Genomic DNA, 15,071 nt, shown 5'->3' with positions numbered 1-15,071 from the left:
CGGGTGAGCCTACCGTGACGGCCGGTCATATATGGCCTCCTTCATGGCCTGTACCCCTGCGTGCACAAAACCCACGATCGACGGTGTCGGCGCCGAGAGCGGAGGGAGCGGATTCGGATGGCAGACACCGGCCACGGTTCGGCGGGTTCGTCGGCCCCGGGCCCGTTGCCGCGCACTGTTCCCGGCGCGGTCGAGCAGTTGGCCAGGGAGCACGGGCTCGACGAGCTGACCGGCGTGCGGCGCAGCGTCTCCCCTGTGAGGGCGGTCGCAGTGGGCTGGGGCAGCGCGCTCGTGGCCCTGGCGCTCACCGTCGTGATGTGCCACGAGGCCGCCGGCACGACGCTGTTCACGCCTGCCGGCGCGGCGCTGCACGCGCTGAGCCTCGCCTTCCTGTTCGTCTTCGCCGCCGGCACCGCCGTGGGCCTTCGCGCCCTGCGGGCCGGATCCCGGGCGGTGTACCTGTACGACGGCGGCCTGGTGCACACCGACCGGGCCGGCGCCCGGGCCGTCCCCTGGTCCGCGATCGTCGGCCTGTGGGGCATCCGCCGGCCTCCGGCCCGGGGTGTCCCGGGCCGGCTGCTCGGCTACCGGCTGCTGACCTTTGACGGCATCTCGTTCGTCGTCCCGCTGATCCCGGTGGACGGCCACGACCCGTTCGTCGCCCGGATCGTCGAGGCCGTGCGCGAGTCCGACCATCCGATCCTGTGACCGAAGAACCATCACCCACCGAAGGAGTGACCATGGCCGAGACCAGGGGCGTGCTGCTGCCCGCCTACGTGCTGGCCGACGAGTCGGGCTCGATGAGCCCCTACCAGGCAGAACTGTCCGGCGGCCTGGCCTCGCTGTGCGAGGGCCTACGGGCCCAGCCGATGATCGCGGCCAAGCTGCGGTTGGCCGTGCTCGGCTTCTCCGACGACGTGCAGGTCCGCCTCGCCATCGCCGACATGCGCACCGAGACCAACCTGCCGCAGGTGGTGATCCGCGGCCGGACCAACTACGGCGCGGTCTTCGCCGACCTGCTGCAGCGGATCCCGCACGACGTGCAGTGGCTGCGCGGCCTGGGGTACGGGGTGCACCGCCCGGTGGTCTTCTTCCTCTCCGACGGCCAACCCACCGACGGCGAGGGCTGGCGGCACCCGCACCGGCTGTTGACCGACCACGCGCGGACGCCGACCGCGCCGAACATCATCGCCTGCGGAATCGGCGAGGCCGAGCCGCAGACCATGGCGGAGGTCGCCACCCGCCGGGAGTTCGCCTTCGTCACCAGGCCCGGCACCGACCTCGGCCGGGCGATCTCCGAGTTCTTCCACGCGCTCACCACCAGCCTGGTCGCCACCGCTCCGGCGCTGAACTCCGCCAACCCGCGGCTGGTGGTCAACCGGCCCGACCAGTTCACCATGGCGATCGACGAGGTCGGACGGTGAGCCAGCCCGGCGATCCCCAGCCGACCCCGCTCCCGCCAGACCCCGATCCCTGGCGCCGCATCACCGTCGGGGTGCCGGGCATCGAGTTCGAGGCCAGCCCGCCGGGCCAGTACGACTTCGACCGCCCCGACACCGAGTGCGACGGCTGGTCCACCCCCGAGCTGACCGTGCGCTACGCCTCGGTGCGCGGAGCCATGCACCGCTACTACCGCAAGCCCCGCCAGGACACCGCCCGGGCCGCGCTGCACGAGGCCACCGGCACCGTCGCATTCGCCGTCGCCGACGGGCTGTCGAGCGCCGTGAACTCCGAGCTCGGCGCACTGGAGGCCTGCCGGGCCGCACTCGAGCACACCCTGCACCTGCTCGCCGCCGGCACCGAGCCGGTGGACTTCGCGGCGGTGGCGCGCCACGCCGCCGAGCGGCTGCGCCAGCTCGCCAAGTGGCGGCTGAGCGGCCGCGACCCGCAGCCCGCCGAAGTGGCGAGCCGGTACGCGACCACCCTGGTCACGGGTGTGGTGCGCCCCTGCCCGGGCGGTGCGGCCATCGAGCTGTGCCGGATCGGCGACTCGGCGGCCTGGCTGCTGGATCGCTCGGACGGGCGCTTCCTCCCGCTGTTCGGCACCAAGACCGGATCGGACACCGTACTGGTGTCCAACGAGGTGACGCCCCTGCCGACGGTGCCGGACCCGGTCGAGCAGGTCCGGGTGCGACTCGCCCCGCACCAGGCCCTGCTGGCCGGCACGGACGGCTTCGCCGATCCGCTCGGCGACGGGCACGGCCAGGTCGGTGCCCTGTTCACTCGTCATCTCCGCCGGCCCCCAGACCCGTTGTGGCTCGCCCATGTGCTGGACTTCTCGCGGGAGACCTTCGACGACGACCGGACCCTGCTGGTGGTCTGGCCCCGCGATCCGGCGGCCCCGCGATGACCGGCGACACCCGACCCGTCGAGCACGCGACACTGGCCCTGGGCCCGCGCCTGGGCCAAGGCGGCCAGGGCACGATCCACCAGGTGACCAACCGGCGGATCAACCAGGCCGGCGGCAGCTGGGACGTCGTCTACAAGGAGTACGACACCGCACTGCTGCCCGATCTGGACACCGGCGCGATCGAGGCCATGGTGGGCCTGCTCGGTGAGCTCGACGAGGCCGACGGACGCTGGCTCTGCGAAAAGACGGCCTGGCCCGCAGCCGTGGTCCAACGCCAGGGCCGCACCAGCGGGTTCCTGATGCGCGCGGCGCCCGATCGCTTCCACTTCGACTTCCGCACCCTCGGCGGCTCCGCCCCGGTGACCAGGCGGTTGGCGAACCTCGAGTACCTGCTCAACGACGACGCCTACGTGGCGGGCATCGGACTGACCGTCAGCGACCGGGAACGGCGCCGACTGCTGGCCGACCTGGCCGCCACCCTGGAGCGGCTGCACCAGATGGGCATCGCGGTGGGCGACCTGTCCCCGAAGAACCTGCTCTTCGCCCTCAGCCCCACCCCCGAGTGCTTCCTGATCGACTGCGACGCGATGCGGCTGCGAGGCGCCACCGTGCTCCCGCAGGCCGAGACCCCGGACTGGCAACTCCCCGCCGCCGAGGAGAAAGCGACCGCCGCCGGCGACAGCTACAAGCTCGCGCTGCTCGCCGTCCGGCTCTTCACCCGCGACCAGGCCGCCACCGATCCGGACGCACTGACCGCCCTCGGCCCAGAACTCGCCGCACTGGCCCACGCCGGGCTCGCCGCCGACCCCGGGCAACGGCCCACAGCGTCCGTGTGGGCGCAGGCGCTGCGCGATACCCACGCCAAAGCCGTGCCTGGGCCTTCCATCCCGCTCGCCGGTCCGGTCGTTCCCGCACCGCTCCCCATCCCGGGAACTCCTCGGCACGCCCCGGTCACCCCGAAGAAGCCCGCCAACCCGGCTCTCATCGGTGTGGCGCTGATCGCCGCCGTGCTCGTCGTCATCGGCATGGTGACCGTCGCGCGATGGCCCGATCCGACCCCCGGCACCTCCGGCGGTGTCAGCGGGCAGTCCGCCTGGCCGCTGCCGCCCCACTCGGTCACCTCGACCCCTCCTGCTCCGCCGCCGGTTACCGCGGACCCGCCGGTACTGCCTGACCCGCCGACCCCCAGCCCCGAGCCGACGCCACCGCCCTCGCCCGACCCCGTCACGCCGACCCCTCCCGCTCCGCCGCCGGTTACCGCGGACCCGCCGGTACTGCCTGACCCGCCGACCCCCAGCCCCGAGCCGACGCCACCGCCCTCGCCCGACCCCGTCGCCGACGCCACCAACGGCTCCTGCCTCTACGACACCGGGACCGGCAGCCAGCCCGACCTCAGCACCACCAGTTGCACCGCGGGCGCCTACAAGGTCGTCCGGATCTTCAACGGAACCACCGACCTGAACAGCTGCCACAACGTCACCGCCAGCGACGAGAGCGTGTCCTCGGCCCTGCACGACCTCGTGCTGTGCCTCAGTTACCTCAGCCCCGGCGGCGACGCCTTCCACGCCCACCAGCAGGACTGCGTCTACGGCCCCGACGGCTCCGGCCCCTGGAGCACCTTCACCTGCCGCAGCGGGACCTTCAAAGTCCTGGCCGCCTACCGCGGCACCCAGGACGACTCGAAGTGCAACCCGTGGCCGAACTACAGCGAGTACAAGGAATTCACCGTCCCCGACAACCCAGCCCAGGACGTGCTGCTCTGCCTGACCTACAACTACCCCGACGACGCCGGCTACGCCCAGCAGAACACCTGCATGATCAAGTCCGGCAGCTCCGACGACATGACCTTCACCAACAGCAGCTGTGCCAACGCCAACGTGATCATCACCGGCCGGACCAGCGCCTACGACGACCCCGGCTTCTGCGGAAACGACGGCTCGACCTGGTACCGGAATCCGGACTACCTGAACCTCTCCTACACGGTCTGCTGGCGCGACTACCACCAGTGAGGGACAGCGCGCGGACCTGGAACTCGTTGATCCCCGTCCACGCGAACACCCCGGCCGTGCGACTGACGGAATCTCTGGAGAACCCGGCCTCCCGTCCCAACGCGGCCAGCCGCGCCGGTCCCCGGTGCCCGCCGGCCACTTGATCCCGGCGGTCGGCTGTTCTCCGCGCCCGACCGCCCGAGGACGGTGGCCCCCGCTCGGCGCGCAGTCGGCTGCTGCCCACCTCGGGCAGCGTATGAGCGCAAGGACACGGCCAGACCGTGCACTGTGCACCGTCTTCAGGGAAAGCAGGTGCTCAGTGTCGTTCTCGCCGCGGCCGCAACTGGCGACAGTGAGGTACGAGGTGACGCCGCAGGCGAGGTTCATGCCGAGCATGCCTTGGCGCGGAGCATGAAATAGGACAGACCCTCCTCACAGGAGATCGGGGCAGCATGAGGACCGACGGCACGAAATACTGCACTTCACCGGCTGGATCGACCCGCCGGACGACGTGCAGCCCGCGCTGAACGGCGACCTCACCTGTGACATCGCCGTCATCGGCGGCGGCATGGGGGGCATGGCCGCCGCCCTGCGCCTCGCGGAGCGCGACCAGGACGTGGTCCTGCTGGAGGCCGAGTTCTGCGGCTACGGCTCAGCCTCGCGCAACGGCGGCCAGATCGCCGGGGCGCCGGGTGGCGACCTGCGGATGCTCACCCTCCAGTCCCCGAAGAAGATGCCGATCATGACCAGACTGGCGGAGCACGCGGGCCGCTACGTGGAAGACCTCATGAAGACGCACGACATCGACTGCGACTACGTCGCGAACGGCCTGGTGCCGTACGTGGCCCACCAACTCGCCGACTACATCGTCGACGGTGACATGCCGGAGGACCTCGCCGGGATCTGGTCGGACGCTTCGAAGTACTCACCGTCGATGTCGCTGCAGATGCAGCCGTTCGTCCTCCGCGCCGTCTGGGGGCTGGACCGGTTCAACGACTTCTTCAACGGCAGCAAGACGCTGGCCCGCCGGGCGCTCCGTCGTGGCAGGCGCGGGAACTCCTGAAGGTCCGGGCGACGCCTGATCTGTGACGGCGTGGCGTAAGACCGCCGACCAGGACGGAGTGGTCGGGAAACGGTCCAAGGCTCTGCTTCGTGATCCCACCACAACTGCGAACCAACGGAGTTGGCGATCCGCCGAGGTCTGCCGCCGGGGTCCCGCCAGCTGGCAGTTCATCCGTTCCACACCTGGGGTCGGCCAACGGGGGCTACTGTCCCCGGACACCCTGACGCACTGTCAGCGGCAGCACCCGACCCCAGGGGGTGGCCCTTGTCCGGACCCAGGACCCACGGCAGACAGACCCGGCGACGACGTCGATGGGCCGCGGCCCTGCGCAGCCGGATCGCCTCGCTCACCGTACTCGCTCTGGCCGGCACCACTCTGGGTGCCGTGGTCCCGACCGCCGCCCAGGCCGCTGCCCCGTCCGCCGCCGCCACGCTCTACGCCTGGGGCGACGACAGCGGTGGCGCGGTCGGGGTCGGCAACGGCGGCAGCGTCCCCAGTCCGGTCCCGGTCACGCTGGCCCCCGGCGTGGCGCCGGTGTCGGTCTCGGCGGGCGACAACTCCGGCCTGGCCATCGGCACCGACGGCCTGCTCTACGGCTGGGGCGCCAACGACTTCGGCCAGCTCGGCGACGGCACCCGCACCCGGCAGCCCGTGCCGGTGCCGGTCCACCCGCCGGCGGGCGAGACCCCGGTCCAGGTGGACACCGGAGACGCCTCCTCGATCCTGCTGACCGCCTCCGGCAAGGTCTACACCTGGGGCGCCGACAACGCCGGCCAGCTGGGCGTCTACCCCCCGGCGAGCAGCCTGGCGCCCGTCCAGGTCACCCTGCCCGGCAACGACCCGGCGCGCTGGGTCACCGCCCACGGCGATTCCGGTGCGGCGATCGGCACCGACGGCCAGGTCTTCGTCTGGGGCAGCAACAACGACGGCGTCCTGGGCGACGGCACCGCCTTCAGCCGCGACACCCCCGAACCGCTCACCCTCCCCGGCGGGGCCCGGATCACCTCCCTGGCGACCGACGGTGCCCTCAACAGCTTCGCCATCGACCAGAACGGGCTGCTCTACGGCTGGGGCGACGACTCGCAGGGCCAGCTCGGCGACGCCGTCAGCTCCGATCCCCGCCTCACTCCGGCCCAGATCCCGATGCCCGGCGGCGTCACCGTCCAGCAGGTCGCGGTGAACTTCTTCTCCGTGCTCGCGCTGGCCACCGACGGCACGCTCTACAGCTGGGGTGCCAACCAGTACGGCCAACTCGGCGACGGCAGCACCGCCCGGCGCACCGCCCCCGAGCCGATCGCCCTGCCCGGCGGGGCCCGGGCCGTGAAGCTCGCCAAGAACTTCAACAGCACCTACGTGGTGGACCAGAACGGCCACCTCTGGGCCTGGGGGGAGAACGACCAGGGCCAGCTCGGCGACGGCACCACCACCGACCACCTGACGCCCGAGCAGATCCCGCTGCCCGGCGCCGCCACCGCCGTCTCCATCGCCGCCGGCGCCGCCGTCTACGCCGTCACGCCCGGCACCAGCAGCGCCCCGCAGTACACCGCCGACACCCCGCCCACCGTCAGCTACGCCGGCGGGCAGTACCAGTACCGTTTCGCCGCCGGCGGCTCGCCGCTGCCGACCTTCGCGCTCGCCCCGGGCGCTCCGCCCTGGTTGGCCGTCGACCCGCTCAGCGGCGAGGTCAGCGGCACCGTCCCGGCGGGCACCACCGGGTTCGACTACTCGGTCACCGCGACCAACCCCTCCGGCAGCGTCACGGCGGGCCCGTTCACCGTCCGGGTCGGCACCCCGGTACCGGTGACCGGCACCGTGACCGACCCGGCCGGCGCGCCGGCGACGGGCGCGCTGGTCCAGCTCTGCGGCCAGATCGGTTGCAGCCAGACCACCGCCGGCAGCGACGGCTCATTCCACCTCACCGCCGTCACGGGCGACTCCGAGGGACTCTCCGCCTACCCGCCGGCCGGCTCCACCACCATGCGCTGGCCGGTCTACGCCGGCCCCTACCCGGTGACGGCCGCCGGCCTGAGCGGCCTGCAGCTCGCCTTCACAGGAGTGAGCGCGCTGCCCAGCGGCACCGCGGTCCCCGGCAGCAGCCGGCTCTACCAAGGCATCGCCGGTGTGGTCTGGGCGAACAGCTACCCGGTCACCGCCACCGGCTGCGCCAACGGGATCGGCACCGTCACCATCGCCGGTGCCGACGGCACCACCGATGCGCCGCTGATCCAGGTGGTCCCGCTGACCGAGACCCCGGCGGGGTCCGGGAACTACACCGGCACCATCCCGCCGCTGGTCCCGATGCACGGCCCGGCCGACCTGCAGACCACGGTCACCTGCCTGCCTGTCGGCGACCTGGCGCCGCGCACCGGCCCCGCCGCGGGCGGCACCGCCGTGGTGCTCAGCGGCAGCGGCTTCACCGGCGCCACGGGCGTCAGCTTCGGCACCGTGCCAGCGACCGCGTTCACCGTGGTGGACGACCACACCATCCAGGCCACCGCGCCCGCCGGCAGCGGCACCGTGCAGGTCGCGGTCAGCACGCCGACCGGGACGGCCGTGCCCGTGGACACCTACACCTACCAGCAGGTCGCCACCGTCACGCCGAACGGCGGACCGGTCGGCGGCGGTACCAAGGTGACCATCACCGGCAGTGGCCTGGACCATGCCACGCAGGTGTTCTTCGGCACCGTTCCGGCGCGGTTCACCCAGGACTCCGACACCCAGCTGACCGCCGTCAGCCCGCCCGGCAGCGGCGACCAGGACATCACCGTCAGCACCCTCTACGGCACCACCACCGCCCAGCCCGGCGATCTCTTCCACTACGGAGCGGCGCCCACTGCCGCGCCGGCCCGCACCGCAGCGGCACCCGCCGTCCCGCGGCCGGCCGCCGCCCCGGCCCTCGCGGTGACGCCGACCGGCGTGGTCGGCATGATGACGTCGATCGTCAACCACCTCGCCAGCATCGGATCGGCGGGCAGCGACGCCTCGCAGCTGATCACCGCCATCAACCAGGAACTCGCCTCCGTCAGCTGCGACCACGACATGGCCTACCTCAAGGCGCAGCTGAACATCGTGGCCAGCGTGCTGCTGCAGCGCTTCGTCAGCACGCTGATCTCCCAGGTGCTGGTCGCCGCCATCGTCGAGGCCCCCGGGCTGCCGGTGCTGGCCGTGCTGATGCCGCTGGCGATCATCGCCCTCACGATCTACTTCAACGCCCTGACCAGCACCGCCGTGGACGCCGGGGTGGACGCCTGGCTCGGCAAGTGCGGCAACCAGAACAAGGGCGGTCCCGGCGGCCCGCAGCCGGGCAACGGGCAGCCGAGAAAGACCGACCTGCTGATCGACCCCAGCGGCACCGTGCTCGACACCAACGGCAACCCGGTCGCCGGAGCCACCGTCACCATCCTGCGCGCCGACACCGCCGACGGGCCGTTCAGCCCCGTCGACACCGGCGCCCCCGGCATCGTGCCCGCCGTCAACCCCGAGACCACGGCGGCCGACGGCGTCTTCCACTGGGACGTCAGGGCCGGCTCCTACGAGGTCCGGGCCAGCGCGCCCGGCTGCGGGGACCCGGTCACCATCGGCCCCTACCCGGTACCGCCGCCGCAGACCGGACTGACCGTCACCCTCGCCTGCGCCAACCCGGCACCCGCCCCGCAGCCCGTGGTCAGCGGCCTGGACACCGCCGCCGCACCGGCCGGCACCACCGTGCGGATCAGCGGCAGCGGGTTCGCGCCCGGGGCCAAGGTCTCCTTCGGCGGGACGCCCGCCGCCTCGGTCGCCTTCCTGTCACCGCAGACCCTGACCGCCGGCGTGCCGGCCGGCGCGGGCAGCCGCGACATCACCGTCAGCACGGCCGGCGGCAGCAGCGCCACCAGCGCCGCCGACCGCTTCTTCACCGGCGCGGAGCCGGGCGTCACCGCGCTCAGCGCCAACCGGGGCCCGACCATCGGCGGAAGTACCATCACGGTCACGGGGTCCGGCTTCACCGGCGCCACCGCCGTACTCTTCGGCACCGTGCCCGCGAGCTCCGTCACCGTGGACTCCGACACCAGCCTGCGGGCCACCGTCCCGGCGGGCGCCGCGGGGACAGCGGACGTCACCGTGGTCACCCCGGTCGGGCCCAGTGCCGCCACGGCCGCCGACCGGTACACCTACGGCACCCAGGCGCCCGCCTTCAGCACGGCCGCCCCGCCGCTCACGGCCACTGCCGGCACGCCCTACACCGCGGCGTTCACGGCGAGCGGCGACCCCGCGCCGACTTACGCCCTGGCGGCGGGAGCACCGTCCTGGCTGGCCATCGACCCGCACACCGGCACCGTCACCGGCACCCCGCCGGCCGGCGGGACCGGATTCGCCTACGCGGTGACCGCCGCCAACATCGCGGGCACCGCCACCGCCGGGCCGTTCCAGGTCAGCATCCGGAGCGCGGCCGCCGGCCCGGTGCTGGACAGCCAGGCGGGCACGGCCGGCGACGGACCGCTCACCGTGCCGGTCGCCGCGCACGGCGACGGGGACCTGCTGGTCGCCTTCGTCGCCGCCGACGGGCCGTCGGACGGCACCCAGCAGGCCACCGTCAGCGGCGGCGGGCTGAGCTGGGAACTGCTCGGACGGACCACCTCGCAGCACGGCACCAGCGAGGTCTGGACCGCGCGCACCCCCAAGCGCGGCACGGTCCCGGTCACCAGCACCCTCGCCCGCGCCCCGCAGCACCAGCAGCTCACCGTGCTCGCCTTCACCCCGGACGCAAGCACCGGCAAGCTGCTGCACGACGCCGGCCGCACGGGAGCCCCGACCGGCGGGCTCACCACCACGCTGCCGGACGCCCAGGTGTTCGCGGTCGGCAACGACTGGGGCCACGCCGTGCCGCGCGTCCCCGCCCCCGGGCAGGCCTTGCTCGCCCAGTCCACCGCCGCCCCGGGCGACACCTTCTGGGTGCAGACCACCGCCGCCCCGGCCCCGGCCCCGGGCACCCGGGTGACGATCACCGACCTGGCACCTTCCACCGATCCGTGGAACCTGACGCTGATCGAGATCGTCGGCAACCACCACCGGCACTGAGCCCAGCGGGGGAGGGGTGGGGGAGCTGATGCTCCCTCACCCCTCCTGGCCGGCATGTCTGGTCCATCGCCGCTCTCGCGGGGCTGGCGGGCGCGGCGGTGGTGTGCGTGATGGAGGCGGGGCGGGACCTGGAGCTGCTGCTGGAGCTGGTGAAGCGTGCGGCAGGGCGAGGGTGAGACGGCCCGGGCCCGGTCGATGGTCGGTATCTGTGGGAGCGTTGCCTGGACGGTTTCCTGATCTGCCCTCGGTAAGGGGCTGACCAAACGTTCCGACTGGATGGCATATGAGTAGCCGCACGATAGTGACGCGATCTTGATCGTGTGGGAGCCTCGAGACCTGGGCGCAGGTATGTGGCGATGCCGGCCTGGCAGGATCGGCTCGTGATGGAAACCTCGGTGACCATGCGCGAGCTTGTCGTCGGTGACTGCCACGCTGTCCATGCCTTCGCCAGCCTGCCGGAGGCCTGCCGTTACCAGACGTGGGGGCCGAACACCGAGGAACAGACGCGGGCCTTCGTCCAGAGCGCGGTGGATGCCCGGGCGCAGTTTCCGCGGGCGAGATTCGTGTATGCGGCCTGCCTCGACGGTGAAGTCGTCGGTCTCGGCGAGTTGAAGGTGCGTAGCCTGGCCCACCGTCAGGGCGAGATCTCCTATCTCGTCCATCCGCGGGTGTGGGGTCGAGGCGTGGGCACAGCCATCGGCGGGGAACTTCTCGGCAGAGGGTTCGGGCTGATAGGACTGCACCGGATCTATGCGACCTGCGATCCTCGCAACGTCGCATCGGCCCGGGTGCTGGGCAAGCTCGGCATGACCCACGAGGGCCGGCACCGACACACCGCGCGGATCCGGGACGGCTGGCGTGACTCCGACGTCTTCGGCATCCTCGACCAGGAATGGGCGCACCGGCCCGGGCCTGAATGAGCGGGGGATCGGCGGCCAGGCTCCGGCAGCGGCCCTGGTGCCGGAGGGCGAAGAGCCGCGCCGGATCATCCGGCGTGTGAAGCCAACCTGGGCCCGCGCGGCCTGTTGTGATTTCTGCCCTCTGCGGGATCTGGTGTGGGGTGGCGGGTTGTGGCTGGTGGTAGGGGTGTCGCGGGGTGGGCCCTGGTGAAGGGGGGCCGGGGAGTGGTGAAGGGCTGCGCTGGATCTCCGTGAAGAGCGGACGCCGATTGCTATCTGGCCTTGCCTGCGCCCCTGGACGCCCCCTGGTGGGCCGTCCGGCTGCTCCACGCCGAGCGCCGACCCAAAGAGGACCGCGAGCGCGGCGAAGGACCCGGTGATGTCAGGCAAGCTCCCCTCATCGCTCCCGGCCTGGCTGTCGTGGCCGTTCCTGTCGCAGGTCCGACAGGGGGTGGCGCTGGACATGGTCGTGGCCCTGGCCGGCTGGACTCGGATCTCCCGCTGACAGTCCGTGGCCAGGTGCGCCAGTTGGCGGAGAGAGGACGTTCGTCCCGTGTGGAGCGGTCTCGAACGGTTATCTGTGTCTCGCGGGTCGTTCGCGCGAAGCGATCGGCGGACAGCCCCTAATGGAAAACCGTGGGGCTCCGCAGCACACCTACAGCAAGGGAATCACCATGGGCATCATCGCCTGGATCGTCATCGGCCTCATCGCGGGCGCCATCGCCAAGGCGCTCACCCCCGGCAAGGACCCGGGCGGCTGCCTCATCACGATGCTCATCGGCATCGTCGGCGGTCTGCTCGGCGGCTGGCTCGGCAAGGTGATCTTCGGCGTGCACTCCATCAACGGCTTCTTCCACCTTTCCACGTGGATCGCCGCGATCATCGGCTCGGTGATCGTGCTCCTGCTGTACCGCCTCGTCACCGGGCACCGTTCACGCTGACCGCGACGGCGCTCCCTCATCCATCCGAGCCGGACTCCTCGGCAGCGACCGCCCCGGGCGGCGCGACGTGCCACCGGGGCCAGTGAAGTCGTGAGAGGCCGGCGCTGCCCCATCGCCGGGCGGAGGCGATGGTCTGATCCGCCGCCCGGGGAAACTCTGCGGCGCGGTGCGGGCCGTCGTTGCGGCGCGGGCTCACAGGGCGGCCGCCAGGCCGCCGCCGCCGAACCGGGCGTCGGCGGCGGCCAGGAGCCGCCACGAGCGCGATACCGGAAGGATCACCGGGCCGCAGCCCGATCTGGGCCACCTCGCCCCGCAGGTCCTGAACCCCGAGGACCCCTTCGGAAGGCAGGGTGATTTCTCCGGTGTCGGCGAGAGCCACGTCTCCGCCTGGATCGGGAGCCACCTGGACTCCGGTGAGATCGGGAGCCACCCGGAGCGATGGCGCGTAGCACGCCCCGTTCGGCGCATCCGCGGCTGTGGGCCGTTTGGCCGTGCGCTGAACGTGCGCTGTCAGCCGGCTTGCCGCCGGCAGGTCAGGTAGAGCGGCAGGATGACGATCCACAGGCACAGGCAACCGAGGGCCCAGGTGGCGGCCTTGCTCAGCTCGATCCATCCCGCCGAGAAGTACACGGGTGTTCCGCGCCTGGCGCGGGCCGACGCGTCCTGGTAGACCCAGCCCACGCTCCCGAGCAGGACCGCAAGGGGAATCAGCGTGGTCATGTACGACCCCATCGTCCCTGCCCGTGTTCGGTGATGATGCGGGCCACGGCGGCCGCGTCGTCCGGTGTGATCGTGGGGCGGACCCTGCGGCCGACGTGGAGCACGAGGGCCGTGTCCTTCCTGGGCCGGTGCGGATCGAGGTTCCACCAGTGGACGAAGTCCCCCGAGCCCCAGATGCGCCATCTGCGCACCTTGTTCGCGCCGGTCAGCGGGAGCGTCTCGATGCCGGTGATCGAGGCGTACGGGATCGTCTTGCTCCCCCACGGGTAGTAGCGGCGAATGGTGATCCCATGGTCGTCGCAGCTGATGGTGCCGTCGTCGTAGCCGGCCGTCGCCATGCTCATCTGCCCTTCCTGACGCTCCACCAGGTGTCCCGGGGAGTGGTGCGGGGTGTCACGGGGTCTCGGGTGCGAGGATCAACAGGGCCGCGACCTTCTCGTCCGCGTCGAACGCGACGCGGGCCTTCATCTCGCCGGCCTCGTGGCGCAGTGGGATATCGACGACCGTGTGGTCGCCGATCCGGCGGACGAACGGCTCGCCCTCGCCGAAGTCCTCGAACGCTCCGACGAGGCCGGTGACCGTGGCCAGGCCGTTGAGGCGGACCTCGTCGGTGAAGGCCGCCAGCACTTCGGCGTTGAACGACTTGCGGGCTTCGTCCATGCGGCCGTCGAGGACGGCGGCGGCGATCTCGATGGCGCGGGCGGCGGCGTCGGCCATGCGCACGGTCTTGTCCATGGGCTCTCCCGTTCTCGGGTCGATGGGCTTGCCGAACCGCTGGAACGCGGCCTGGCGGGTGACGCCGAGTAGATCCCCGATCTCCTGCCAGGTGTGTCCGGCGTCCCGGGACTGCTGCACGCACAGCTTCAGCACCTGCTCTGCCAAGCCGTCGACATCCTGGGCGATTCGGACGAGGTTGAGATAGGCCGGCTGAGCCACTGGGTTGCCGAGCGACTCGGCCAGGGCGGAGGCCTGCTCGGTAAGGCGGGCGGCCAGGCCCGCGAGAGACATCGGTGGTTCAGTCACGCGTCAAGGATGCCCTTACGTAGACGCAGCGTCAAGGAATCCTTTACGCCTCTGGCCTGCACCCCCACCGCAGCTTCGCGCGTCACGCCCGCGCCACCCGCAAGATCACTCCATCGGTGGCTCCCGAACTCACCGGAAACCCCAACCCACGGGCGAGTGCATCGCCGCCACAGACGGACCAGCAGCGGCTCTCGGACTCGGCGGAGCACTGGCCCTCGTGTGACGCGATGAAGTCACCCGATGCTGCGGGTGCTGCGGGAGATCATGTCCCGGTACCGGCGGCTCCACCGCGACTACGAGGAACTGCCGGACCGGTCACGGTCGATGATCCAGTGGGCCATGGTGAACCCCATGACCACCCGGCTGACCGCCAGCCCGGACAGAAGCGGGCAATACCTCCGACCGAAACCCCTCGCGGCGGCCTGAACCGGTATCGAACACCCTCTGAGAGGGTCGTTTTCATCTATTCCATCCGGGTACGGCCCGAATCCGAGGTGCACCGGCCGACCTGGACCCGGCACGCCTGCGGCGCCCGCCCGCAGCGCGGCCGCCATGGTCCACACCGGCACCTGAGGACCGGCCAGCGGGCCGACAGACTGCTCGACAGAGCCGGTGCGCCGGCCCGCGAGTACCGGTCGCCGAGGACGAACGCCCCGAGCATGTGCGCGGCGTGGTCCGGCGGGTCAGGCCCAGTCGTCGAAGTCGGCCGGTCCGAGCTGGGGCGGCGGCGCCGGGGCCCGCTTCCGCGTCCGGAACTTCCCGCTGCAGGCCCACCTGAGTGCCCCGCCACAGCCAGTTGGGGCGACCTGCCGAAGGCGCCGCCCCCAAGATGGCCGGCGCGACCTACGCGATCAGCGCGCGGATGGCTCACGGCTTGCGCAGCTGCTCGCGAAGGCGGCGGGCGCCGGTCTCGATGGCGGCGGTGCGTTCGGGGTCCAGTTCGCGCAGCCGCTGTCACCGCTGCGCCCGCACCGTCTGGTGGCACCGGTGGATCGCGGTCACCCCGGTGGAGTTCTCGCCGACGAGCGG

At 72.1% G+C, this 15,071-nt stretch carries 13 protein-coding genes; 10 read left to right on the top strand and 3 right to left on the bottom strand.

Features of this window, described 5'->3' with window-relative positions:
• Positions 1-117: 117 nt before the first annotated feature.
• From ACFYNO_RS23295 to ACFYNO_RS23255, 9 genes are all read left to right on the top strand, one after another.
• Complete coding sequence (locus ACFYNO_RS23295; RefSeq protein WP_388015552.1) at positions 118-708, top strand: hypothetical protein; 591 nt, start codon at positions 118-120, stop codon at positions 706-708.
• A gap of 32 nt (positions 709-740) precedes the next feature.
• A complete protein-coding gene (locus tag ACFYNO_RS23290) occupies positions 741-1,424 on the top strand; it encodes a hypothetical protein (RefSeq protein WP_388015549.1) in 684 nt (227 codons plus the stop codon).
• Positions 1,421-2,350, top strand: coding sequence for a protein phosphatase 2C domain-containing protein (locus ACFYNO_RS23285; RefSeq protein WP_388015546.1), 930 nt, complete (start codon positions 1,421-1,423; stop codon positions 2,348-2,350). The genes ACFYNO_RS23290 and ACFYNO_RS23285 overlap by 4 nt, the downstream gene beginning before the upstream one ends.
• Complete coding sequence (locus tag ACFYNO_RS23280) at positions 2,347-4,359, top strand: lipopolysaccharide kinase InaA family protein (protein ID WP_388015543.1); 2,013 nt, start codon at positions 2,347-2,349, stop codon at positions 4,357-4,359. Before ACFYNO_RS23285 ends, ACFYNO_RS23280 begins: the two co-directional genes overlap by 4 nt.
• A gap of 490 nt (positions 4,360-4,849) precedes the next feature.
• On the top strand, positions 4,850-5,401 hold the full coding sequence (locus ACFYNO_RS23275) for an FAD-dependent oxidoreductase (RefSeq protein WP_388015540.1): 552 nt from the start codon (positions 4,850-4,852) through the stop codon (positions 5,399-5,401).
• 264 nt (positions 5,402-5,665) lie between these two features.
• On the top strand, positions 5,666-10,459 hold the full coding sequence (locus ACFYNO_RS23270; protein WP_388015537.1) for an IPT/TIG domain-containing protein: 4,794 nt from the start codon (positions 5,666-5,668) through the stop codon (positions 10,457-10,459).
• Between the two features lie 356 nt (positions 10,460-10,815).
• Positions 10,816-11,379 (top strand): GNAT family N-acetyltransferase, encoded by a 564-nt coding sequence (locus tag ACFYNO_RS23265; protein ID WP_388015534.1) that lies wholly within the window; start codon positions 10,816-10,818, stop codon positions 11,377-11,379.
• A 358-nt stretch (positions 11,380-11,737) separates the two neighbouring features.
• Positions 11,738-11,863 carry a hypothetical protein gene (locus tag ACFYNO_RS23260; protein WP_388015531.1) on the top strand — a complete coding sequence of 42 codons (126 nt, stop codon included), beginning with the start codon at positions 11,738-11,740 and terminating at the stop codon, positions 11,861-11,863.
• A 169-nt stretch (positions 11,864-12,032) separates the two neighbouring features.
• Entirely contained in the window at positions 12,033-12,299 is a 267-nt protein-coding gene (locus ACFYNO_RS23255) for a GlsB/YeaQ/YmgE family stress response membrane protein (RefSeq protein WP_388015528.1), read from the top strand.
• A 510-nt stretch (positions 12,300-12,809) separates the two neighbouring features.
• Here the strand turns inward: ACFYNO_RS23255 and ACFYNO_RS23250 are convergent.
• Genes ACFYNO_RS23250 through ACFYNO_RS23240 form a run of 3 tightly spaced genes read right to left on the bottom strand, consistent with a single transcriptional unit; the run spans position 12,810 to position 14,042 of the window.
• Complete coding sequence (locus tag ACFYNO_RS23250; protein ID WP_388015525.1) at positions 12,810-13,019, bottom strand: hypothetical protein; 210 nt, start codon at positions 13,017-13,019, stop codon at positions 12,810-12,812.
• Positions 13,016-13,384, bottom strand: coding sequence for a hypothetical protein (locus ACFYNO_RS23245; protein WP_388015522.1), 369 nt, complete (start codon positions 13,382-13,384; stop codon positions 13,016-13,018). Before ACFYNO_RS23245 ends, ACFYNO_RS23250 begins: the two co-directional genes overlap by 4 nt.
• A 28-nt stretch (positions 13,385-13,412) precedes the next feature.
• On the bottom strand, positions 13,413-14,042 hold the full coding sequence (locus ACFYNO_RS23240) for a DUF3887 domain-containing protein (RefSeq protein WP_388015519.1): 630 nt from the start codon (positions 14,040-14,042) through the stop codon (positions 13,413-13,415).
• 240 nt (positions 14,043-14,282) lie between these two features.
• Between ACFYNO_RS23240 and ACFYNO_RS23235 the strand changes: the two genes are divergently transcribed.
• Positions 14,283-14,468 carry a hypothetical protein gene (locus ACFYNO_RS23235; protein ID WP_388015516.1) on the top strand — a complete coding sequence of 62 codons (186 nt, stop codon included), beginning with the start codon at positions 14,283-14,285 and terminating at the stop codon, positions 14,466-14,468.
• Positions 14,469-15,071: the final 603 nt, after the last annotated feature.

It is taken from the genome of Kitasatospora sp. NPDC006697, assembly GCF_042869935.1.
In the GTDB taxonomy this organism is placed as follows: domain Bacteria; phylum Actinomycetota; class Actinomycetes; order Streptomycetales; family Streptomycetaceae; genus Kitasatospora.
The sequence above is the reverse complement of the archived record's forward strand: the minus strand, read 5'-3'. Positions and strand labels throughout refer to the sequence as shown.

Coding starts and splice junctions, on each gene's coding strand:
- ACFYNO_RS23295 (WP_388015552.1), top strand. CDS start 118: ATGGCAGACACCGGCCACGGTTCGGCGGGTTCGTCGGCCCCGGGCCCG.
- ACFYNO_RS23290 (WP_388015549.1), top strand. CDS start 741: ATGGCCGAGACCAGGGGCGTGCTGCTGCCCGCCTACGTGCTGGCCGAC.
- ACFYNO_RS23280 (WP_388015543.1), top strand. CDS start 2,347: ATGACCGGCGACACCCGACCCGTCGAGCACGCGACACTGGCCCTGGGC.
- ACFYNO_RS23265 (WP_388015534.1), top strand. CDS start 10,816: ATGCCGGCCTGGCAGGATCGGCTCGTGATGGAAACCTCGGTGACCATG.
- ACFYNO_RS23260 (WP_388015531.1), top strand. CDS start 11,738: ATGTCAGGCAAGCTCCCCTCATCGCTCCCGGCCTGGCTGTCGTGGCCG.
- ACFYNO_RS23255 (WP_388015528.1), top strand. CDS start 12,033: ATGGGCATCATCGCCTGGATCGTCATCGGCCTCATCGCGGGCGCCATC.
- ACFYNO_RS23250 (WP_388015525.1), bottom strand. CDS start 13,019: ATGACCACGCTGATTCCCCTTGCGGTCCTGCTCGGGAGCGTGGGCTGG.
- ACFYNO_RS23235 (WP_388015516.1), top strand. CDS start 14,283: ATGCTGCGGGTGCTGCGGGAGATCATGTCCCGGTACCGGCGGCTCCAC.